Origin of the sequence: Virgisporangium aliadipatigenens (assembly GCF_016863615.1) — a bacterium.
GTDB lineage: Bacteria > Actinomycetota > Actinomycetes > Mycobacteriales > Micromonosporaceae > Virgisporangium > Virgisporangium aliadipatigenens.
Genome location: NZ_BOPF01000067.1, coordinates 1 through 22,669 on the forward strand (window position 1 = coordinate 1; position 22,669 = coordinate 22,669).

Annotated in this window: 15 protein-coding genes and 1 pseudogene; 8 read left to right on the plus strand and 8 right to left on the minus strand. The window is 73.3% G+C overall.

Going from position 1 to position 22,669, the window contains the following annotated elements; genetic code table 11:
- The 4 genes from Val02_RS45305 to pdxR form a co-directional block, all read right to left on the minus strand.
- The gene (locus tag Val02_RS45305) at positions 1-648 is read right to left on the minus strand and encodes an NUDIX hydrolase (protein ID WP_203905578.1); all 648 of its coding nucleotides are present in this window, start codon (positions 646-648) and stop codon (positions 1-3) included.
- 2 nt (positions 649-650) lie between these two features.
- A complete protein-coding gene (locus tag Val02_RS45310; protein WP_203905579.1) occupies positions 651-1,253 on the minus strand; it encodes a TlpA disulfide reductase family protein in 603 nt (200 codons plus the stop codon).
- Positions 1,254-1,315: 62 nt separating this feature from the next.
- Positions 1,316-2,002: an endonuclease III gene (gene nth, locus Val02_RS45315; protein WP_203905598.1), complete on the minus strand. Its 687-nt coding sequence runs from the start codon at positions 2,000-2,002 to the stop codon at positions 1,316-1,318.
- A 78-nt stretch (positions 2,003-2,080) separates the two neighbouring features.
- Positions 2,081-3,505 (minus strand): MocR-like pyridoxine biosynthesis transcription factor PdxR, encoded by a 1,425-nt coding sequence (gene pdxR, locus Val02_RS45320; RefSeq protein ID WP_203905580.1) that lies wholly within the window; start codon positions 3,503-3,505, stop codon positions 2,081-2,083.
- Positions 3,506-3,571: 66 nt separating this feature from the next.
- Between pdxR and Val02_RS45325 the strand changes: the two genes are divergently transcribed.
- Entirely contained in the window at positions 3,572-4,843 is a 1,272-nt protein-coding gene (locus tag Val02_RS45325; protein WP_203905581.1) for an APC family permease, read from the plus strand.
- Here the strand turns inward: Val02_RS45325 and Val02_RS45330 are convergent.
- Complete coding sequence (locus tag Val02_RS45330) at positions 4,833-6,023, minus strand: CapA family protein (RefSeq protein ID WP_203905599.1); 1,191 nt, start codon at positions 6,021-6,023, stop codon at positions 4,833-4,835. The two genes, Val02_RS45325 and Val02_RS45330, sit on opposite strands and share 11 nt — an antisense overlap.
- Before the next feature lie 1,350 nt (positions 6,024-7,373).
- On the opposite strand from Val02_RS45330, the gene Val02_RS45335 reads away from it, so the two are divergent.
- The 7 genes from Val02_RS45335 to Val02_RS45365 all read left to right on the plus strand — a co-directional run bounded on the left by Val02_RS45335 (position 7,374) and on the right by Val02_RS45365 (position 16,240).
- Positions 7,374-8,051 (plus strand): Crp/Fnr family transcriptional regulator, encoded by a 678-nt coding sequence (locus Val02_RS45335; protein WP_203905582.1) that lies wholly within the window; start codon positions 7,374-7,376, stop codon positions 8,049-8,051.
- A 99-nt stretch (positions 8,052-8,150) separates the two neighbouring features.
- The gene (locus tag Val02_RS45340; protein WP_239153821.1) at positions 8,151-8,762 is read left to right on the plus strand and encodes a TetR/AcrR family transcriptional regulator; all 612 of its coding nucleotides are present in this window, start codon (positions 8,151-8,153) and stop codon (positions 8,760-8,762) included.
- Positions 8,763-8,775: 13 nt separating this feature from the next.
- Positions 8,776-9,540 carry a TIGR03084 family metal-binding protein gene (locus Val02_RS45345; protein ID WP_203905584.1) on the plus strand — a complete coding sequence of 255 codons (765 nt, stop codon included), beginning with the start codon at positions 8,776-8,778 and terminating at the stop codon, positions 9,538-9,540.
- Entirely contained in the window at positions 9,533-11,419 is a 1,887-nt protein-coding gene (locus tag Val02_RS45350; protein ID WP_239153822.1) for an acyclic terpene utilization AtuA family protein, read from the plus strand. The genes Val02_RS45345 and Val02_RS45350 overlap by 8 nt, the downstream gene beginning before the upstream one ends.
- 104 nt (positions 11,420-11,523) lie before the next feature.
- On the plus strand, positions 11,524-13,044 hold the full coding sequence (locus Val02_RS45355; RefSeq protein WP_373318064.1) for an acyl-CoA carboxylase subunit beta: 1,521 nt from the start codon (positions 11,524-11,526) through the stop codon (positions 13,042-13,044).
- A 7-nt stretch (positions 13,045-13,051) separates the two neighbouring features.
- The gene (locus Val02_RS45360; protein ID WP_203905586.1) at positions 13,052-15,076 is read left to right on the plus strand and encodes an acetyl/propionyl/methylcrotonyl-CoA carboxylase subunit alpha; all 2,025 of its coding nucleotides are present in this window, start codon (positions 13,052-13,054) and stop codon (positions 15,074-15,076) included.
- Between the two features lie 3 nt (positions 15,077-15,079).
- Complete coding sequence (locus Val02_RS45365; protein WP_203905587.1) at positions 15,080-16,240, plus strand: acyl-CoA dehydrogenase family protein; 1,161 nt, start codon at positions 15,080-15,082, stop codon at positions 16,238-16,240.
- Positions 16,241-17,163: 923 nt separating this feature from the next.
- Here the strand turns inward: Val02_RS45365 and Val02_RS48920 are convergent.
- From Val02_RS48920 to Val02_RS45380, 3 genes and pseudogenes are all read right to left on the minus strand, one after another.
- A pseudogene (locus tag Val02_RS48920) lies at positions 17,164-18,237 on the minus strand (serine/threonine-protein kinase); the annotation flags it as partial.
- 100 nt (positions 18,238-18,337) lie between these two features.
- The gene (locus Val02_RS45375) at positions 18,338-21,871 is read right to left on the minus strand and encodes an adenylate/guanylate cyclase domain-containing protein (protein ID WP_203905588.1); all 3,534 of its coding nucleotides are present in this window, start codon (positions 21,869-21,871) and stop codon (positions 18,338-18,340) included.
- A 25-nt stretch (positions 21,872-21,896) separates the two neighbouring features.
- Positions 21,897-22,640, minus strand: coding sequence for an MBL fold metallo-hydrolase (locus tag Val02_RS45380; RefSeq protein ID WP_203905589.1), 744 nt, complete (start codon positions 22,638-22,640; stop codon positions 21,897-21,899).
- Positions 22,641-22,669: the final 29 nt, after the last annotated feature.

Sequence of the window (22,669 nt, forward strand, 5' to 3'; positions counted from 1 at the left end):
TCAGCGTAGAGGTGCGGCGCTTGCCGGCAGGTCTTCGACCCGGTCGGTCGGCCATGGTCGACTCCACCCGGCGAGGTCGAGGATGGTCGACAGAACGCCGGCGGTGAAGCCCCACACCAGCATGCCGTCGACCTTGAACGCCGGGCTCTGCCAGCCCATCCGCGCCCGGATCATCAACCGGTTGGCCGGGTCGACGAGGTCGGCGATGCGCAGGCGGCTCACGCGGGCCACCTCTCCCGGGTCGACGGGCCCGACCTCGTGCGGCTCACGCCACCACGCCAGAACGGGCGTGACCAGGAACCCGCTGACCGGAATCCACAGCGTCGGCAGCTGCGCGAGCACGTGCACGCTGTCGGGATCAAGACCGACCTCCTCGTTGGCCTCCCGCAACGCCGTCGCGACGGCGTCGTGATCGCCCGGGTCGGACGCACCACCCGGGAACGCCGGCTGGCCCGCGTGGCTGCGCAGATTCGCCGAACGTTCGAGAATCAATACGTCCGGCTCGCCCGGTCGGATCTCCCCCAGAAGGACGAGAACCGCGCTCGACCGGCCGCCCTCGTCGGGAGTGGGGAGGCGGGTGAAGTCCGACGCCTTGGCACCGGCCACCTTGGACAGCAGCGGCTCCCACCAGTCCGGCAGGTCGGTCATGACTAGATCACCACACCGAGGTACTGCCCGGTCAGCTTGACGAACTCCTCGGTCTCCAGCGGAGTCGAGTTGTACGTGAACGCCACCTGCCCGTCGGCGCGCAGGAACACGGTCACCGGCAGGTTGACCTTCTCGACGGCGCGCAGCAGCCGCCGGTCCCGGTCGTACAGCTGGGGGAACGTCAGGTGCAGCTCGTCCACGACGGACTGCGCCCGGTCCCGGGCGTCGGCGGTGATCACGCCGAGCACGGTGACCGCGTCACCGGCCCGCCGCGCGTACTCCTGCAGCGCCGGCAGCTCGGTGCGGCACGGCGCGCACCACGAGGCCCACAGGTTGATCACCATCGGCTTGCCGAGCCGGGCCGGCCGGATGTCGCCGCCGCCCACGAAGCACGGCAGGGCGAGGTCGGCGATCGGCGCCGGCGCGCTGGCCGGGGCGTCGCTGGCCGGCGTGACGCAGGTGCCGGCGGACGGGGACGAGGCGCCGGCCGCACTGGAGGTGGGCTTCGACGGCGTGGAGGTGCACGCCCCGAGCGACGCCACGACGGCGATCAGCAGCACCACGGCGACCCGACCCCGCACCGCGCCCCGGCCGAGATCCGGCACGTGCCGCCAGGCCGAAGTAGGCCGCCCGGCAGGAGACGACCGCCCGGCCGACCGCCGCGCCGTCAAGGCGCCACCCCGGCCGCCGCGGCCAACTCCTCCACCCGCGGCCCCTTGAGCAGCGCCGCCGCCTCTGCCGGCACGGTCGGCCCGGTCCCGTAGGAGGGGCACAGCTTCTTCAACGTGCACGCCCCGCACGCCGGCTTACGCGCGTGGCACACCCGCCGACCGTGGAAGATCACTCGGTGCGACAGCATCGTCCACTCCCGGCGCGGGAACATCGCCCCGACCGCGAACTCGATCTTCACCGGATCGGTCTCGGCGTGCCAGGCCCACCGCGTGGTGAGCCGGATGAAGTGGGTGTCGGTGGTGATGCCCGCCCCGCCGAACGCGTTGCCGATGATGACGTTGGCCGTCTTGCGGCCGATGCCGGGCAGCTCCACCAGCTCGGACAGCCGGCGTGGGAGCACACCCTTGTGCTTGTCGACCAGCACCTGGCCCAGCTTCATCAGCGAGTCGGACTTGGCCCGGAAGAACCCGAGCGGGCGCAGCATCTCCTCCAGCTCCGCGCGGTCGGCCGCCGCGTACTCGGCCGCGGTCGTGTAGCGCGCGAACAGCTTCGGGGTCACCTCGTTGACCCGCACGTCGGTGGTCTGCGCGGAGAGCAGCGTGGCGACGGCCAGCTCCAACGGCGTGGTGAAGTCCAGCTCACAGTGCGCGTCGGGATGAGTCTCGGTGAGGATGCGCCCCATCCGTCGGGCCCGTCGCGTCAGCCCCAACGCCGTCTCGGTCACGCCCGCCAATCTACGTCCTAGGTCTGACAAGAACCGTCACCCACCGATATCAACCCGCGCCCCGCCCACGCACAGACCCAACCGCCGCAACCCCTCCGGGATACGTTCCGCCGGGATCATGCCGAATCCCAGCACCAGCCCCGGCCCTCCGCCGTACCCCGACAGGTCGGCCACGCCGACGGACAGTTCGCGGGCCCGGTCGAGATCCACGGTGACCCCGTCGCGCAGGAGTACGCACAGATGCAGTCCCGCGCTCGATGGCACCACGTCGAACCACGGCGCGAAGTCACGCCGCAACACCGTGCTGATCAGGGCGTGGCGTTCGGCGTAGACGCGGGAGGCGCGGCGGATGTGCCGGGCGAGCAGCCCGTCGTCGATGAACCGCGCCAGCGCCGCCTGCGACGGCACCTCGGTGTGCCAGTCGGTGACCTGCTTGGCGCGGCGCACGGCGTTGCGGAGGGAGGCGGGTGCGACCAGGAAACCGAGGCGCAGCATCGGGGAGAGCGTCTTCGAGAACGAACCCACGTAGATCACCCGGCCGCTGCGGTCGAGGCTCTGGAGCGGTTCGAGCGGGCGGTCGCCGTAGCGGAACTCGCTGTCGTAGTCGTCCTCGATGATGGCCGCGCGGTGGTGTTCGGCCCAGGCGAGGAGGGCGGTGCGGCGGGCGAGCGACATCGGCGTCCCGAGGGGGAACTGATGTGACGGCGTCGTGTACACCAATCGGGCCTGTGCGGGAAGGGCCGACACGTCGAGACCCTCGGAGTCGACGGGGACTCCGACGACGCGTGCGCCGAGCGTGCGGAACAGTTCCCGCGCCATCGCGTAGCCGGGCCGCTCGACCGCTACGCACGTTCCCACATCGACGAGAACGCGACCGATCACGTCGAGGGCCTGCTGCGCACCGTGCGTGACCACGACATCGTCTGCCCCGACGCGGACCGAACGGGACGTGCCCAGATGGCGTGCGACGGCGGCCCGCAGCCCGGGATGCCCCGACGGCTCGCCGTAGGAGGCCGCCCGGAACGCGTCCCGTCGCAGCTCGGCGGCGACGAGCCGGCGCCACGCGTCGAGCGGGAACAGCCCCGGGTCCGGCACCCCGACCCGGAAGTCGAACTCGCATCCGAGCGGCGGGTCGCGCACGGAGAGGTCCAGGTCCCGCCAGAGCGCGCGCGGTTCGATGCTGCCGACCGGCGCGCGTCTCGCCCGCGTGGCCTTCGCCACATGCGCCCCGCACACGTACGTCCCGGCGCCGACCCGCCCCTCGAGGAACCCCTCCGCGGTGAGCCGTTCGTAGGCGGCCGCGACGGTGTTGCGGGAGACGCGGATCCGGCTCGCCAGCTCGCGCGACGGCGGCATCCGTTCGCCCGGCCGCAGCCGCCCGTCGAGGATGGCGGCGTGCAGCTGGCGGTAGATCTGGGCGGCCAGATCGGTCCGGCCCGAGACACTGACGTGTACCTCCATTGGCCCAACCAATCTGCTCGGAATTGGTGCTTCAAACCAGCCAATGAATGATCTTAAGTGATCGTCATGACCACCGTTGCCACCCGTCCGACGCCCGCCACCGGGCTGAGCCTCGCGCAGGGCTCGGCCGTCTCGATCAGCGCCGTCCTGGGCACCGGGGTGATCGCGCTGCCGGCCCTCGCGGCGCAGGTGGCGGGGCCGGCGTCGCTGGTCGCCTGGGTGATCATGATCGTGCTGTCGGTGCCGCTCGCGATGACATTCGCGGCGCTGGGGGCGCGCTATCCGGACTCCGGCGGGGTGGCGACGTACGTGCGGACGGCGTTCGGGGCGCGGATGGCGGCCGTCGTCGGGTGGACCTTCTACTTCGCGGTTCCGGCGGGTGCGCCGGCCGCGGCGATGTTCGGCGGGGCGTACGTGTCGGCGCTGGTCGGCGGCGGGCTGCGCACCACGTACCTCACGGCCGGCGCGCTGACCCTGATCGTCGTGCTGATCAACCTGGGCGGCATCCGGATCTCCGGAACCGTCCAGCTCGGGATGGCCGCCTTGCTGGTCACGCTCCTGCTGGTGGCGACGCTGAGCGCGCTGCCGCACGCCGACCCGGGCAACCTGACGCCGTTCGCGCCGCACGGGTGGTGGGCGCTCGGACCGGCCGTCTCCGTCCTGGTCTGGGGCTTCGCCGGCTGGGAGGCGCTCACGTCGCTCGCCGCCGACTTCCGCGATCCGGCCCGCAACGTTCCGCGCGCCACCGTCATCGCGCTGGTCGTCGTGAGCGTGCTCTACCTGGGTGTCGTCGTGGCGAGCCTGCTGGTGCTCGGCCCCACCGCCGGGGCGACCGGGGCGCCGCTGTCGGAACTGCTCGCCGTCGGCCTGGGCGGTGGCGCCCAGGTGATCACCACGGTCGCCGCGCTGCTGCTGACGCTCGGCGCCATGAACGCCTACTTCGCCGGCATCTCCCGCCTCGGCGCCGCGCTGGGTCGGGACGGGGCGCTGCCCGCGTGGTTCGCCCGGGGCAGCGCCGCCGGTGAGGTCCCGCGCCGCAGCCTCGCCGTGGTCGCGGGGCTCTCCCTCGCCGCTCTCGCGGCGGTGGCGTCCGTGGGAGCCGGCCCCCGCCTGTCCGTCCAGATCACGACCGGCTCGTTCATTCTCATTTACGTCCTGGGAACGGCATCAGCGGTCAAGCTGCTCCCCCGCCGCACCTGGATGCACCGGGCTGCGGTGGTGGCGCTCGGCTGCGTGCTGATCCTGCTCGTGATGACCGGCGTCTACGTCCTGTGGACGCTGCTCGTCGCCGGCGCCGCCCTGGTGTACATGGCGCGCCGGCACCGGGTCACGGACTGATCGCGCCGTCCTGAGCGAACTTCGCACCCGTCTGCGGGAAGTCCGACTTGGTCAGCTCGCCGATGAGTTTCAGCGCCTGGCCGGCGGGGTCGGGCGCCGGACCGCCGGTCGGGCCCACCATCTTGGTGGAGATCAGGTTGCCGCCGACCCAGCTGCCGTCACGCTTCAGGTTCACCTTGATCACGGCGGTGGTGCCGACGACACCCTGGTAGCCGAGCGCCTTGTACGCCCCGAAGTTGCCCAGGCTGTAGGCGATCAGCCGACCCTTGTAGAACTCCATCCCGCGCACCACGTGCGGCCCGTGCCCGACGACGAGGTCCGCCCCGGCGTCGATCACCGCGTGCGAGAACTTGATCGGGTCGCAGCGGTCCTCACCGAGGAAGATCTCGGTGCCGGGCTTCACGTGGGTCTTGTCCGAACCCTCGGCACCCATGTGCACCTGCACCACCACGATGTCGGCCTGGCCGGCCGCATCCGTAATGATCTTCGTTGAGGCGGGGATGTCGCTGCACAGGTTCGACCACTTGTAGGAGGCGAAGCCGACCACCGCCGCCTTGACGCCCTTGACGTCGGTCACGGTGATCTGGCCGGGTGCGCCGGTGTGCTTGATACCGACGCCCTCCAGCGCCGTGCGGGTGTTCTTCAGGCCGGCGTCGCCGAAGTCGTTGGCGTGGTTGTTGGCCAGGTTGACCAGCTGGAACCCGCCGTCGACGAGGTTCTGCACGGTGGCCGGCGGGGTACGGAACGCGAAGCACGTCTTCCCCGCCGAGTCGGCCGAACACTTGCCGACGCCGGTGTCGTTGGAGATCACCTGCTCGAGGTTGCCCATCCGCAGGTCCGCCACGAGCAGATCCTTGACCGGGTCGAAGAAGCCCTTTCCGTTGTTGGGCGGAAGGGCGCTGGGGGCCATGCCCATCACGATGTCGCCGGTGGCCGACATGGAGATCTGCTCCGCGCCGGAGGGTGCCGACGAGTTGGCCGCACCACCCGGCGCACCCGGCACCTGGGAACCGGCCACCGGGGGCGTACCCGACGGGCCGTCGTCATCGTTGGACGTGAGGTAGGCCGCTCCCGCACCACCGGCGCCGACCAGGACGGCCAGCACGGCGGCGACGATCACGGTGGTCCGGTTGAGGAACGACCGGCGCCCGGGCGGCGGAGCGGCCGCGGCGGCGCCCATCGGCACGGCGCGTTCGCGCGCGGGGGCGTCCCAGTCCTCGCCGCCGGTGGACCAGTGGTCGGTCTCCGGCTCGTGGGGCATACCGGGCGGCGCCCCGAACGACGGACCACCCGTCGGCGGGCTCGGCGCGGGCGGGCCGGACGCCGGCGCACGACCACCGGGCGGGCCGTATGCCGCGCCGCCGGCGGGCGAACCGTAGGCGGCCGGGTCGTAGTCGTGCGGGCCGGAGACTGGCGGCCCGGAGGCGCGGTCGACACCGGGCGGGCCGTAGCCGGACGGGCCGGGGGCGGCACCGCGGGCGCCGGCGGGCGGGCCCGACGCGGGACCGCGGCCGGGCGGGTCATATGCCGGCGGGCCCGACGCGGACGCGCGGGGGGCCGGGTCGTAAACGGGCGGACCCGACGGAGGCGGGCTGGAGGCGGGCGCGCGGCCGGGCAGGCCCGAGGCCGGCGCGCCGTAAGCAGGAGGTCCCGATGCGGGGCCGGCAGCGGGCGGGCCGTAGGCGGCGGGGTCGTAGTCGTGCGGACCCGAGACGGGCGGGCCCGACATCGGCGACGGCGGGCGGCCGGGCGGCTCGTAGACCGGCGAGCCGGAAGCGGTTGCGGGCGCGCGGCCGGGCAAGCCCGAGGCCGGCGCGCCGTAAGGAGGAGGCGCCTGCGCGGCAGCGGGCGGGCCGTATGCGGCCGGGTCGTAGTGGTGCGGGCCGGTGACGGGCGGCCCCGAAGCCGGTGCGGTGGGCCCCGACGCGGCCCCGTAAGCGGGCGGGCCGGACGCCGGGGTGCCGTAGGCGGGTGGGCCGGAGGCGGGGCCGTAGCCGGGCGGCGGGGTCACCGGCGAGCCGAAGCCGGCTGACGGTCCGTAATCGGCGTCGTCGCGGCGGGCTCCCCCGGCGCTGCCGTAGGTGGAGCCTCGGCCGGCCCCGGGGTCGGGCGCCTGCTGGTGGCCGGAGCGGTACGGGCCGCCCTGCGCCGGCGCGCCGTAGCCGCCCTGCTCCTCGGGCCGGTAGATGGGTGGCCCCTGGTCGGGCCGCTGCCCGCCCCGGTCGGCGGCGGATTCGCCCCAGGGTGCGCGGCGATCGGCGGCCGGGTCCTCGTCGGACTCGCCACCCGGACGACTGCCGTAGATTGCCATAGCATCCTGCCGATGGGGAGGTTGCGGCGCCCGGCCGCACGACCACGGATCCTCGCGAGGACAGTAGCGTAACGTCGCTACCGGGCCGTGCCGGTCGTTCGTCCGAGTAGTTGCCGTCCTGTCGTATCCCTGCCTTCACCTGTACTCGGTTAGACATGATCGACATAGCAGGGCTTAGACTGACTGCGCGCGTCTAGGCGCAGAAGTCGAGGTAGCGCTATGGATGAGGTTCTAGCCCGGAGCGGGATTTTCCAGGGCGTCGACGCAGACGCCGCTGAGTCTCTGGCCAAAGAGCTGGAGTATCTGGAGGCGCGTCGCGGGGAAACCATCTTCAATGAGGGCGAACCGGGCGACAGCCTCTACATCGTACTTTCCGGGAAGCTCAAGGTGGGCCGCCGCGCCGCCGACGGGCGCCAGAACCTCATAGCGTTGATGGGCCCGAGCGACATGGTCGGCGAGCTGTCGCTGTTCGACCCGGGGCCGCGCACCGCCACCGCGACCGCCGTCACCGACGTGCGGATGGCCCGACTGCGTAAGCAGGCGCTGCGGCCGTGGCTCAACAACCGGCCGGAAATAGCGGAGCAGTTACTCAGGGTTCTCGCCAGGAGGCTGCGCCGGACCAATGACGCGCTGGCCGACCTGATCTTCACGGATGTTCCGGGGCGGGTCGCGAAAAACCTGCTCCAGATGGCCGGCCGCTTCGGCAACCGCGACGGCGGCGTGCTCCGCGTGACCCACGACCTCACGCAGGAGGAGTTGGCCCAGCTCGTGGGCGCCTCCCGGGAGACGGTCAACAAGGCGCTCGCCGACTTCGCCTCGCGCGGCTGGCTGCGCCTCGACGGCAAGAGCGTCATCATCCTCGACCCGGAGCGCCTGGCCCGGCGCGCCAGGGTCTGAACACTCGCCGATCTTGCGCCCCGTGTGCGAGGTCGGCGTTCGTGTATGACGAAAAAAGTCAGGCTTGACTGATTGTTTTGCTCGCCGCAGGCTGGTCGGGTGAGCGCGCCCAAGCAGGAACGTTCCCGGGCCACCCGGCAGCGGCTGCTGGACGCCACCGTCGCCTGCCTCGCCGACCACGGCTGGTCCGGCGCGACGACCACGCTCATCGCCGAACGCGCCGGCGTCTCCCGCGGGGCCCAACTGCACCACTACCCCACCCGGGCGGCCCTGGTCATGGACGCCGTCGAGCACCTCGCGCACCGGCGCGCGGCCGAGCTGCGGGCCGAGGCCGCCACGCTCACGGCCACCGACCCCGACGAACGCCTCGACCGGGTGCTCGCGCTGCTCGCCGCCGCGTTCACCGGGCCGCTGTACGTGGCGGCGCTGGAGCTGTGGGTCGCCGCGCGCACCGACACCGACCTGCGCGATGCTCTTCTTCCGCTGGAGCAGCGGCTCGGGCGGGACATGCACCGCCTCGCCGTCGACCTGCTCGGCGTCGACGAGTCGCGCCCCGGCGTGCGGGAAGCCGTCCAGGCGAGCCTCGACCTGCTGCGCGGGCTCGGCGTGGCCAATCTGCTCACCGACGACTCCGAGCGGCGCGCCCGGCTCCTGGCCACCTGGCGGCAGCAGTTCGCCGCGCTGCTGACCGCCGCCGTCCGAAGCGACTGACGCAGGAGGTGCCGTGCTCGACGACGTTCTCCCGGATCTGGAAGAGGAGTCCGCGGACCTGGACCGGACGGTCGCGGCGTTGAGCGACGCGGACCTCGTCCGGCCCACCCCCAGTCCGGGCTGGACGATCGCGCACCAGATCGCCCACCTCGCGTGGCTCGACGGGCTCGCGATCCTGGCGATCACCGACGCCGCCGGCTTCGCCGCGGAGGCGGCCACCGCCGACGCCTCCTACGTCGATCGGGCGGCCGCCGACGGGATCGGCCCCCGCGACGAACTGCTGCCGCGCTGGCGACACGGACGCGCCGAACTCGCCCGGCTGCTGCGCGGGGCGACCGGCCGCATCCCCTGGTTCGGCCCGCCGATGACGCCGGCGACGATGGCGACCGCGCGGCTCATGGAGACCTGGGCCCACGGCCAGGACGTGGCCGACGCGCTCGGGGTGCGGCGCGGCTTCACCCGACGGCTGCGGCACGTGGCGTTCCTGGGACACCGGACGCTCGGGTACTCGTTCCTGGTGCACGGGCTGCCCGCCCCGGAGGAGCCGGTGCGCGTCGAGCTGGCGACGCCCGAGGGCGAACTGTGGGCGTTCGGGCCGGCGGGGGCGGTGGATCGGGTCGCGGGGCCGGCCCTGGACTTCTGCCTGCTCGTGACCCAACGGCGGCACCGGGCCGACCTGGCGCTGCAGGCCACCGGGCCGGTCGCCGAACGGTGGCTGACCGTGGCGCAGGCGTTCGCCGGGCCGCCCGGTGCGAAGCGGGAGCCGCAGCATGGCTGAGACACCGCTGCGGATCGGGAACGCGTCCGGCTTCTACGGGGACCGGTTCAGCGCCTGGCGGGAGATGCTCGACGGCGGTGCGCTCGACGTGCTCACCGGGGACTACCTCGCCGAACTGACCATGCTGATCCTCGGCCGGGACCGCACGAAGGATCCCGCGCTCGGCTACGCGAAGACGTTCCTGCGGCAGGTCGAGGGGGTGCTGGGCAGCGCGCTCGACCGGGGCGTGCGGATCGTCACGAACGCCGGCGGCGTCAACCCGGCCGGCCTCGCCGACGCTCTGGGGCAGCTGTCCCAGAAGCTGGGTCTCGCCCCGCGCATCGCGTACGTCACCGGCGACGAGGTCGGCCTGCCCGCGGGAGCGCTCACGGCGAACGCCTATCTGGGGGCGTTCGGGATCGCGGAGTGCCTGCGGGCCGGGGCCGACATCGTGGTGACCGGGCGGGTCACCGACGCCTCGCTGGTGGTGGGGCCGGGGATCGCGCGGTTCGGGTGGGGGCGGGCCGATCTCGACGCGCTCGCCGGCGCCACGGTCGCCGGGCACCTGATCGAGTGCGGCGCGCAGGTCACCGGCGGCAACTACCCGTTCTTCACGGAGCTGCCGGACGGCGGGCGGCGACCGGGGTTCCCGCTCGTCGAGCTGTCCGCCGACGGGTCGTGCGTCGTCACGAAGCATCCGGGCACCGGCGGGGCCGTCACGGTCGACACCGTCACGGCGCAGCTGCTGTACGAGATCGACGGCGCGTCGTACGTGGGACCCGACGTGGTGACCCGGCTCGACACGGTGCGCCTCACCGCTGTTCGCGAGGATCGGGTGCGGGTCTCGGGTGCGACGGGCACCCCGCCGCCCGGCACGGCCAAGGTCGCCGTGACCGCGCTCGGCGGCTGGCGCAACGCGATGAGCTTCGTCCTGTGTGGACTGGACGTCGAGGAGAAGGCCGCACTGGTGCGGGAGCAGGTGACGGCCGCGGTCGGTGCGGACGGGCTGGAGTTCCGGCTCGAACGCACGGATCGGCCCGACGCCGCGAGCGTGGAGACGGCTTCGGCGCTGGTGCACGTTCACATAAGGGACAAGGATCCGCGACGGGCGGGACGGGCATTCTCGGCGGCCGCGGTGGAACTGGCCCTGGCCTCCTATCCGGGGTGCACGCTGACGGCGCCGCCCGGGGACGGCATGCCCTTCGGGGTATACCGCGCGGAGACGGTGCCGCAGGCGGCGGTCGCCCACGTGGCGGTCCTGCCGGACGGGACGCGCGTGCCGATCCCGCCGCCTGCGGTGACGGCGCCGCTTCCGGCGAGCGCCGTAGCACGGGATCCGGCCGGGCCCGGCGGGCCGACGTCACACCCCGCCACCGCGGGCGGGCGGGAGCCACCCGGCGCCGCGGCGGAGCCAGCCGTCGCGGAGCCGCATGCGACCGCGCCGGATTCGGGCCGGCTCGACGGGCCAGAGCCACACGGCGCCGACCCGGGCGGGTCGCTGTCACACGGCGCGACACCGGGCGGGATCACCACGGGACCGACCACCCGGGCGCCGCTCGGGACCGTCCTCGGCGCCCGCTCGGGCGACAAGGGCCCCGACGCCACCCTCGGCGTCTGGGCCCGGGACGACACCACCCACGCATGGCTGCGGGACTACCTGACGGTGGAGCGGATCAGGGCGCTCATCCCCGAAACGGAGGACCACCCGGTGGAGCGGTTCGAGCTGCCGAACGTCCGGGCACTGGGCTTCGTGATACGCGGTCTGCTGGGCGAGGGCGGGGTGGCGGCGTCCACCCGGTTCGACCCGCAGGCGAAGGCACTGGGCGAGTTTCTGCGCGCGCGCATGGCGGACATTCCCGACGCCGTCATCGCGTGTCGCGGGGCGAGCGCCAGTCGTTAGCGGTGTGGCGATCAGACGGAAGAATCTTGGGGGCTGCGGGCGTGCCGGTACTTTCCACGACACTCGATCCCCGCGCGGCGGGGTATCAGGCGAATCGGACGGCGATGCTGGACCGGCTGGCGGAGCTGGACGCCGCCGCCGCGGAGGCGCGGGCCGGTGGCGGTGACAAGTACGTCGCGCGCCATCACGCCCGCGGCAAACTGCTCGCGCGCGAGCGGGTGGAGCTGCTGCTCGACCGCGACTCGCCGTTTCTGGAGCTGTGTCCCTACGCCGCGTGGGGCACGGAGTACACGGTCGGCGCGAGCGTGGTCACCGGCATCGGCGTCGTGGCGGGCGTGCCGTGCGTGATCGTCGCCAATGATCCGACGGTGCGCGGCGGGGCGGTCAACCCGTTCACCCTGAAGAAGACCCTGCGGGCCGGGGAGATCGCGCGGCAGAACCGGCTGCCGATGGTCAACCTGGTCGAGTCGGGGGGCGCGGACCTGCCGACGCAGGCGGACATCTTCATCCCGGGCGGGGCGGCGTTCCGGGACCTGACGCGCCTGTCCGCCGAGGGGATCCCGACGGTCGCGGTCGTTTTCGGGAACGCCACCGCGGGCGGCGCCTACATCCCCGGCATGAGCGACTACACGATCTTCGTCAGGGACCGCGCGAAGGTGTTCCTCGCCGGGCCGCCGCTGGTCAAGATGGCCACCGGCGAGGAGGTCGACGACGAACGCCTCGGCGGCGCGCACATGCACGGCACGCGCAGCGGTCTCGCCGACCACGTGGCCGAGGACGAGCGGGACGCGATCCGGGTGGCCCGAAGCGCCCTTTCCCGCCTGGCTTCCTCCTCGCCGTCCCGCTCTTTCGGGGCGGAGCCGAAGCTCCCCACCGAGGATCTGCTCGCCATCGCCTCGGCCGACCTGCGCACGCCCTTCGATCCGCGCGAGATCCTGGCGCGGGTCCTGGACGGCAGCGAGTTCGACGAGTTCAAGCCGTTGTACGGCACGGCTCTGGTGACCGGGTGGGGTGCGATCCACGGCCACCGGGTCGGTGTGCTGGCGAACGCGCGCGGCGTGCTCTTCTCGCCCGAGGCGCAGAAGGCGGCGCAGTTCATCCAGCTGGCGAACTCCTCCGGCACCCCGCTGGTCTTCCTGCAGAACACCACCGGCTACATGGTCGGCTCGGAGTACGAGCAGAACGGCATCATCAAGCACGGCGCGCACATGATCAACGCCGTGGCAAACTCGAAGGTCCCGCACATCACCGTCAACATCGGCGCGTCGTACGGGGCCGGGAACTACGGCATGTGCGGCCGCTCGTTCGAGCCGCGTTTCCTGTTCGCGTGGCCGAATGCGCGTTCGGCCGTGATGGGCCCGGCACAGCTGGCGGGCGTGCTGTCGATCGTGGCGCGGCAGGCGGCGGAGGCCAAGGGGCAGGTCTACGACGAGTCGCAGGACGCGCAGATGCGGCAGATGGTCGAGCAGAAGATCGACCAGGAGTCGGCGGCGCTGTACCTGTCCGGCCGGTTGTACGACGACGGGGTGATCGACCCTCGGGACACCCGGACCGTACTCGGCATCTGTCTGTCCATTGTGGAAAGTGAATCCAAGACTGCCGGCTTCGGCGTGTTCCGACTGTGAGGGTGTCATGATCCGTCGACTGCTGGTGGCGAACCGGGGCGAGATCGCCCGGCGCATCATCGCCACGTGCCGCGCCGTCGGCGTGGAGACCGTCGCCGTGTACTCCGACGCCGACTCGGCCACCCCGCACGCCGGTGAGGCCGACTATGCCGTTCATCTGCCGGGGAACGCGCCCACGGCGACCTATCTGCGCGGGGATCTGCTCATCGACGCGGCCCGCCGTGCCGGCGCCGACGCGGTGCACCCCGGCTACGGGTTCCTCTCCGAGAACGCGGACTTCGCGCAGGCGGTGCTCGACGCCGGCCTCACGTGGGTCGGCCCGTCGCCGAAGGCGATCGCCGTCATGGGGTCCAAAGTGGACGCCAAGGCGCTGGTCGGGGATGCGGGTGTGCCGGTCCTGCCGACGTGGCACGAGGCGCACGAGGTGACGCAGTTCCCGGTGATGGTGAAGGCGTCCGCGGGTGGCGGCGGCCGCGGCATGCGCCTGGTCCGCGATCCCGAGTCGCTGCACGAGGCCCTGGCGTCCGCGCGGCGCGAGGCCGCGGGGGCGTTCGGCGACGGGACCGTCTTCTGCGAGCGTTATGTCGAACGGGCGCGGCACATCGAGGTCCAGCTCATCGCCGACTCCGCGGGAACCGTTGTCTCCCTCGGCGAACGCGAGTGTTCGATCCAGCGCCGGCACCAGAAGATCATCGAGGAGACGCCGTCTCCCGCGGTGAGCCCGGCCCTGCGCGAGGAACTGTGCGCGGCGGCCATCGCCGTGGCGCGTGCGATCGGCTACGTCGGCGCGGGGACGGTCGAGTTCGTGCTGGCGCCCGAGGGCGACTGGTACTTCCTGGAGATGAACACCCGCCTGCAGGTCGAGCACCCGGTGACCGAACTGGTCGTCGGCATCGACCTGGTGCGCCTGCAGCTGCTCGTCGCCGAGGGCGGCACGCTCCCCTGGAACGGCCCACCGCCGCTGCGCGGCCACGCCATCGAGGCGCGGCTGTACGCCGAGGATCCCGCGTACGCCTTCCTGCCCAACAGCGGGACGCTGCACCGGTTCGAGATTCCGGGCGTCAGCAAGGAGTTCGCGCCGATGCTGTCGCCGGGGCTGCGCGTCGACGCGGGGGTGGCGGCCGGCACCGAGATCGGCGTGTACTACGACCCGATGCTGGCCAAGGTGATCGCCTGGGCGCCGACGCGTTACGAGGCCGCGCGCCAGCTCGGAACGGCGCTGGCGCGGGCCCGCATCCACGGCGTGGGCACCAACCGGGACCTGCTGGTGCGGGTGCTGCGCCATCCGTCCTTTGTGGGCGGTGGGATCGACACCGGGTTCCTGGACCGGCATCCGGAGGTCTTCGCGCCGCTGCTGTCCTCTGTGGACGCGCTGCGGCTCTCGTGCCTCGCGGCGGCGCTCGCGGGTGCCTACGGGCGGCGTTCCGCCGCGGCGCTGGGCATGGTGCCGGCGGGCTGGCGCAATGTTCCGTCGGTGCCGCAGACGGTCGCCTACGACGCGCCGAGCGGGACGTTCGAGGTGGCGTACCGGATGGATCGCGACGACGCGCTCGCCGCGTGGTCGGTGCGGCTCGTGGACCGCGACGACATCGGCCTTCCGGGCACGACCCCCGATCTCGCCGACGACCACCCACCCGTCGCCGTGGTTCTCGCTTCCCTGGAACGGGTTGTGCTCGACGTGGCCGGCGTGCGGCTGGCGTTCGACATCCATCGCGTCGGGGATGTGTCCTATGTGGACTCCTCCGAGGGTTCGGTGGCGCTGACGGAGGTGCCCCGGTTCCCGCCGCCGCCGGTGGATGTCGGCGAGGGTGGGCTCGTGGCGCCGTTGCCGGGTGCGGTGGGGCGCATTCTCGTCGTTCCCGGTCAGCGGGTCGCGGCGGGCGAACTGGTCCTGACGGTCGAGGCGATGAAGCTGGAGCACGCGGTGCACGCCCCGGCCGACGGCGTCATCACTGACCTGCGCGTCGCGACCGGCGCACAGGTCGAGGCCGGAACGCTACTGGCGATCCTGACGCCGGACCAGCAGTCTTAGCGGGTGGACTTCGATCTGACTCCCGAGCAGGCGCTGCTGCGCGATTCCGTGGCGGCGCTGGGCAAGCGGTACGGGCACCGGTACTACGTCGAGCAGGCGAAGGCCGGCAAGAACACCGACGAGCTGTGGCGCGAGGCGGGTGACCTCGGCTATCTCGGGGTCAACCTGCCCGTGGAGTACGGCGGGGGCGGCGGCGGCATCACGGAGCTCGCGATCGTCTGCGAGGAACTGGCCGCCGCCGGCTGCGCGCTGCTGCTGCTCGTCGTCTCCCCCGCAATCGCCGGCACGATCATCGCGAAGCACGGCACCGCGGATCAGCGCGCGCAGTATCTGCCCGGGCTGGCCGACGGCTCCCGCCGGATCTGCTTCGCGATCACCGAGCCCGACGCCGGTTCGAACTTCCACAAGCTGTCGACGGTGGCCCGGCAGGACGAGGCGACCGGCGACTACCTGATCACCGGCCGGAAGGTCTACATCTCCGGGGTGGACGCCTGCGACGACGTGCTGCTCGTGGCGCGGGTGTCGAAGGGCGACCGGTTGGAGCCCGCGCTGTTCGTGCTCCCCACGGACACGCCCGGCTTCTCGTACCGGCCGATCGAGATGGAGATCCTCTCCCCGGAACGCCAGTTCGAGCTCGTTCTCGACGATGTGCGGGTACCGGCATCGGCACTGGTCGGCGGCAGCACGGAGGCGGGCCTGCCGGCCCTGTTCGCGGGCCTCAACCCGGAACGCATCACGGTCGCGGCGATGGCCTCCGGCACCGGCCGCTACGCGCTGGGCAAGGCGTCGGCCTACACGGCGCAGCGCACGGTGTGGGGCCGCCCGATCGGCGCGCACCAGGGCGTCGCGCACCAGCTGGCACACGCCCACATCCAGGTCGAACTGGCCCGCCTGGCCGTGTCGAAGGCGGCTTCGCTGTACGACTCCGGACGTGACCTGGAGGCCGGCGTGGCGGCAAACACGGCGAAGTACGCGGCGGCCGAGGCCTCGGCGCTCGCGGTCGACACGGCGATCCAGGTGCACGGCGGCAACGGCATGACGACCGAGTACGGCGTGGCGACCCTGCTCGGGGGTTCCCGGGCGGCCCGCATCGCTCCGGTCAGCCGCGAGATGATCCTGAACTACGTCTCCCAGCACGTGCTGCGCCAGCCGAAGTCCTATTAGGACACTCAGGACGCGCGGGCGAACTTCCCGCCGGTGCTCTTGGTGGTCCGGCTGCCGGCCAGGCACCGGTAGGTCCGCTCCCCGGCCTTGAACTCGTCCGGGGTCGGGGGCAGGACCTCCACCTGCAGCCCGCTCTCCTGCGTGAGCTGGCGCAGGGTGTCCAGGGAGCACACCTTCTTGACCGCGCTGTTGGCCTTTACCTTGTCGTAGAGGGCCGAGGTGATGCCGCTGGGCAGCCGGGCCGTCGCGTAGGCCTCCCACAGGTGCGGCTCGGTGCAGGCCAGCTTGGTGCTGCGGGCGATGTTCTGCTGGACCTTCACCTCGTCGTAGCACTCGGGGGCGCTGACGCACCTGGTGTCGCCGTTCTGCGGGAACGGGCACGGCGCCTGCGCGGGCGACGGGGACGGCAGCTTCAGGGCGGCCCGCACCTCGTCGGGGCGGCCGCCGTAGTACACGGCACCGGCGGAGATGCCGGTGACGGCGATCAGGCCGAGGATCACGGCCGCGGCGAGGGTCCTGCGGGAGGTGCGCCCCCGGGGCAGCCCGGCAAGCCTCCCCCGCAACCCGCCCGGCCCCCGGCCGGCTGCGCCCCCGGGACCGGTGCCCGCGGCGCCCTGCCCACCGGCGCCGAACACACCCGTGCGCGTACCGCCGGCCCCGGTGCCGCCGAATCCGCCCGATCCGACGCCGCCGACCATGCCGGTGCGCGGATCACCCGTCCCAGGACCGCCGTGGCCACCCGGCCCGACGCCACCCGCCATGCCGGTGCGCGGATCACCCGTCCCGGGACCGCCGGCCCCGCCGGGACCACCCGCCCCGGCCGGCCCACCGGACCCGACGCCACCCATGCCGGTGCGCGGGTCACCCGAGCCCGCCGAGCCAGAGCCCGCTCCGGCCGAGGAGGTGCCGTAGACCACGCCGGTACCGGCGCCGGAAGCGGGCACCCCGGAAACCGAGCCACCGCCCGACCCGGGCCCGCCCGAGCCAGGCCCGCCCGAGCCAGGTCCACCGGAGCCCGGCCCACCCGAGCCTGCCCCGCCGGAGACCGGCCCACCGGGCACCCCGGAGACCGGCCCGCCGTACTCCCCGCCGCCGGAGGACCCGGAGACCGGCCGGTGCGCGGCCGGCGCACCCGTCCCGGGGCTCCACGACGCCGCGCCGCCCGGTGTGGTCGGGAAGACCTCGGTGACGGGTTCACGGGCCCCGGCGGGGGAAAGGTCAAGCGACGCCAGCGCGTCCCGCAACTGCGCGGCCGTCGGTCGCTGCCGCTCGTCGTTGGTCATGCCGGCCAGCACGAGCCCCATCATCGACGACGGCACGTGCGGCAGCGGCGGAACCGGCTGGGAGAACAGATCCACGACGGAGACGAGGCTCGGGTCCCGCTGCTGCGGCCAACGCGGCGGCCGGCCGGCCATCAGCGCGTACAGGGTCGCCGACAGGGCGTAGACGTCGACGGCCGGCGACGGCATCGAGTGCCGGAACATCTCCGGCGGCGCGTAGGCCGGCGTGAGCACGTCGAGCGTGATCGACACGTCGCGGTTCTCGTTGAGGACGGCGAGGCCGAAGTCGGCGAGCGCCGGCTCACCGAAGTTGGTGACCAGGATGTTCGCGGGTTTGACGTCTCTGTGCAGGACGCCGAGCGCGTGCGCGTCGACGAGCGCATCGGCGATCTTGACGCCCACGTCGCGCGCCTCCGCCGGCGACAACGGCGAACGCTTCATCCGCTCGTAGTAGGAGCCGCGGCACAGTTCCATGATCAGGTACGGGTGGCCGTCGTGGGTGACGCCCGCGTCGAAGAGGTCCACGACGTGCGGGTGGCTCGACATCCGGCCGGCGGCGCGCGCCTCGCGCAGGAAGCGCCGCTGGTCCCGCTCGTTCTCCAGCATGTGGTTTTCGACCTTGACCGCCACCTGCCGGCCCACCGAGTCCTGCACGGCGCGGAAGACCGTCGCGTAACCGCCGCGCGCCATCACGGTGAGTCCGGACAGGCCGGGCACCGTGGGGACGCGCTCCGCAGCGTTCACGCTAGAGAAAATACGTCAGCGTCGAGGCGCGTAACTCCGCAGATCGGGCCACCTACTGTCGGAAACAAGGTCGTTACCCAACCGCCGCCAACGTCGCCTCGGCCGCCGAGCGTTCCGACGCCTGCTGTGTGCCGTACGCCTCCTGAACGGCCTGAGCTGCGACGGAGAGCGCTTCGGCCTTCTGTCCGGAGGCCGCCAGCGCCGCCGCGAGCACCCGGCCGGCGACCACTTTGCTGCGCACATCCTCGCCGGGAAGATCGACGGCGCGCCGCGCCCAGCTCAGCGCCTCCTCGGCCTGCCCGTCAGTGAGCAGTGCCTCCGCGTAACCGGCGATGGCCAGCTTGCGCGGGTACAGCAGCGACGGCTCGGTCGCCGCGGCCGCGATCCGGGAGAACTCCTCGATCGCGCACGGGATCTGTCCGGCCGCCGTGCGGGCCAGCGCGTGCAGGGCGAGCGGCCCGACCCGCACCGCGGGCTGCACCGAGTCCGGCGGCAGCAGCGCGAGGACCCGTTCGGCGTCGGCGCACGCGGCGTCCGTGTCGGCCAGCTCCAGGTGCACGAACCCGCGCAGCGTGCCCGCCATCCCGATGAGCAGCGGGTGCCCGATCTGATCGGCGCACACCACGGCATCGTCCAGCAGGTCCCGCGCGTGAACGGGCTCGCTCAGGCCGCGCGCCACCACGCCGCGCACCACCAGGGCCAGCCCGCGGCCCCAGTCGTCGTCGGCGGCCGCGAAGTCCCGGTACGCCCGCCGGGCCTCCCGGTCGGCCTCCGCCAGGTCGCCCAGTTCGGCGGCGGCGTACGCCTGCACCGCCCGCAGGGTGCCGACCGCCCACGCCTCGCCGACCCGTTCGCCGTAGGGCAGGAACACCTTGGCGAGCCGCCGCGCGTCCGAGAGCCGGCCGGCGAGCAGCCGACCGAACGCGGTGGTGCCGCGCATCCAGGCCCGTCCGATCGGGTCGCCCAGTTCGGCGAAGCGGCGGGTGGCACGCATCAGAGCCGTGTCCGCCGTCGCGAAGTCGCCGCGGGTCACGGTCACCCAGGCGATGTTCTGCAGGGCCCAGGCCTCCTGGCGCTTCTCGCCGGCCGCGAGGGCCGTCCGGTAGGCCGCGTCCAGCTTCTCCGAGGCCTGGTTGAGGTGCCCGTCGAGGTAGTCGGCCATCCCGAGCCGGCGCAGCGCCGACGCCCGTTCCCGCGGAAGGTTTGCGGCATTGGCCTCGTCGAGCGCCTCCTGCCAGGCGGCGCGCGCCCGGGGCAGTTCCCGATTCATGTCATAACCCCGACCCGCGAGCAGCAGGGCGCCCGCGCGGACCTCCGGGTCGTCGGTGGCATTCGCGGCGATCTTCTCGGCGAACCGGAGAGCGTCCGCGACATTGCCCACCTGCAACAGGGCGCGGGCGTGCACGAGCCGGTCCGGCGGGGCGAGAAAACCGCCGGCGAGCTTCTCCGCGCGCGCCGAGTACTGCACGGCCTGCTTCGGCTCGCCCGCGCCCAGCGCCCGCCGGGCGAGCCTGGCCAGCGACTGAACGCCCAACGGGGCCACCGACCGCACCGGCGCGTCCGGCCGCAGCCGCACGCTGTCGGCCAGCGCGGCGGCCCGCTCCACATGCCCCGCGATGAACCCGTCGTCCACTTTGGACGGTGCCGCCGAGGCCGCCCAGCGGGCCAGTGCGGCGTGGCGTTCGGCCAGGTCGGCCTGCCCGATGCCGGCGTACGCCGCCTCCCGCAGCAGCGGGGTCGCCACCGCGTAGCCGCCCTTGATCCGGCGCAGCATGCGGCGCTGCAGCAGTTCGTCCACGGCGCGCTCGAGCTCCACGGCCACCACGGCCGCCGGCCGGCCCGGGAACGCCCGCGACAGCTGCAGCGCCTCCAGCGCCCCCGTCGGCACGAAGTCCCCCACCACCGCCGCGTCGCGCAGCACCGCCCGGGCGTCCTGCGGCAGGGCGTCGATGCGAGCCGCCAGCACCGCCGCGAGGTCGCGGGAGAGCAGCCGCCCGCCGAGCGAACCGGGCGTCAGCCGCCACAGTGGACCGTGCTCCGCACCTCCGTGCACCGGCACCGCGACGGTCTGCAGCGCGCCGCGCTCGCGCAGCAGGGCAACCAGTTCGGCCAGGTAGAACGGGTTGCCCTGGGCCGTCGAGAGCAGCCTGGCCTCGTCCGCGGCGGCGATCCGCCCACCGCCCAGGTACGCCGTGAGCAGCCGCGCCGCGTCGGCACCGCGCAGCGGCGAAAGCGCCTTGACCTCGGCGTCGGCGAGCCGGGTCAGGATGCCGGCCGTGCGCACCAGTTCGGGCCGGCCGAGCAGCAGCACGAGGCAGGCGCCGCCGAGGCGTTCGAGGGTGGCGCCCAGTGCATCGATCGTCTCCGGGGTGGCGTCGTGCAGGTCGTCGACGATCACCACCAGCGGGCTCTCCGCGGCGAGCGCGCTCAGCAGGTCGGCCACCGCCCCCGGCATGAACTCCAGGTCCCGTTCGCCGTCGCCGCTGCCCGACTCGGGGTCCACGTAGCCGAGCAGGCTCATCAGCAGATCGATCTGCACCGCCGGCCGGTCACCCGATCGGCGCACCCGGGCCAGGCGCTGCGCGAGCCGCTTGAGGCGCTCCTCGACCTGCGGCGCCGTCGTCTCCTGATCGCCCGGGAGGCCGATGGCGGCGCGCACCAGATCGGCCAGCGGCGCCAGCTTGCGGCGTTCGCCGAACGCGGCGCAGTGCACCGCCAGCACCCGCGAACCCGGGCTGGCCCCGAACCCTCCGGTGGCCGCGACCGGGTATCCGGCGCCCAGCCGGGCCACCTCGCCGGCGAAGCGCGTCTTGCCGAGGCCGGCCTCACCCGTCACGACGAGGGTGCGCGGCTCGCTCCGGTCGATCGACTCCGCGAGCCGGCTCCACACCCAGGCCAGCTCCGGCTCCCGCCCCACGAACGGCGCCTCGTCCCCCAGCCCCGACCGCGTGCCCGGCGCGTCCAGCAGCCCGAGCAGCTCGAACGCCTCCACCGGCGCGCGCTTGCCCTTGAGCCGCAGCGGGCGCAGGGTCCGCCAGGACGCCACGTGCCGCGTGGTCGCCGCCGTCGTGAGACCCGCGTAGATCCCACCGACGGCCGCGGCGTCGGCCAGCCGGGCGGCGGTGTTGACGGTGTCGCCGATGACCGTGTACTCGATGGCCGCCTGCACGCCGGCGACCACGGGACCGGTGTTGAGGCCGATGCGCAGGCCGGACGGGGCGCCGCCGCCGCGTTCGTCGTCCAGGACGCGACGCACGGCGCGTTGCATCGACAGCGCCGCGCGGACCGCGCGTTCGGCGTCGTCCTCGTGTGCCACGGGTGCGCCGAAGACCGCCATGATGCCGTCGCCGGTGAGCTTGTCGACGTGCCCCCCGAACGTCTTCACCGCCCCGGCGAGCGCGGCCAGCACGCGGTCGGTGACGGCGCCCACCCGTTCCGGATCCATGTCCTCGGCCCAGCTGGTGAACTCCGAGAGGTCCCCGAAGAGCACGGTGACGATCCGCCGCTCGGCGGCCGGGAGGGTGGCCGCGGCCGGCAGCGCCGACCCGCAGTTGTGGCAGAACTTGGCCCCGGGCACGGCGACGGTGCCGCAGACCGGGCAGGTCACGGCGTTACTCCGGCTCGCACGCCGCTCACGGGTGGTCCCGCAGGTACGCCAGCTGCGCCTCGACGGTCAGCGCGGCGGCGGGCCACAGCACCTCATCGACGTCCGCGTACACGATCCGCACCACATCCATCGCCTCCACCGCGCCCCCGGCCACGGCCGCCCGGACCTGCTCCAGGCGCGCCCTGCGGTGCTCCCGGTAGTAGGTCGCTGCGGCGGCGCAGTCGGCCAGCGCCGGCCCGTGCCCCGGCAGCACCGGCATCGGACCCAGCCCGATCAGGGTCTCCATGGAGGAGAGGTAGGCCGCAAGGTCCCCGTCCGGGAACGCCACCACGGTGGTGCCCCGGCCGAGGATGGTGTCGCCGACGAGCACCGCCTCGTCGTTGATCACGTAGGAGACGGAGTCCCGGGTGTGGCCCGGCGTGTCGATCGCCCGCACGGTGAGGCCGCCCAGGGTTTCCTCGCCGTCGAAGTCGAGCACCGGCGCACCGGTGATCTCGGCGAGGCGCGGCACCGCCTGGGTGTGGTCCTCGTGCCCGTGGGTCACCAGGATGGCCTCGATCGGGCCGTTCTCGATGATCGCGGCCAGGTGCTCCTCGAGCTGCGGGCCCGGATCCACCACGACGGAACGCGGGGTGCCCGGTGCGCGCAGGAGCCAGGTGTTGGTGCCGTCGAGCGTCATCGGTCCGGGGTTGGCGGCCCGCACCAGGGTCGCCCAGGTGGGCAGGGTGTCGAGGAGAACAGCTGCCGGCGCGGTAACGTGGCCCACCATGCCAGCGATGGTACGGCCGGGATAAGACG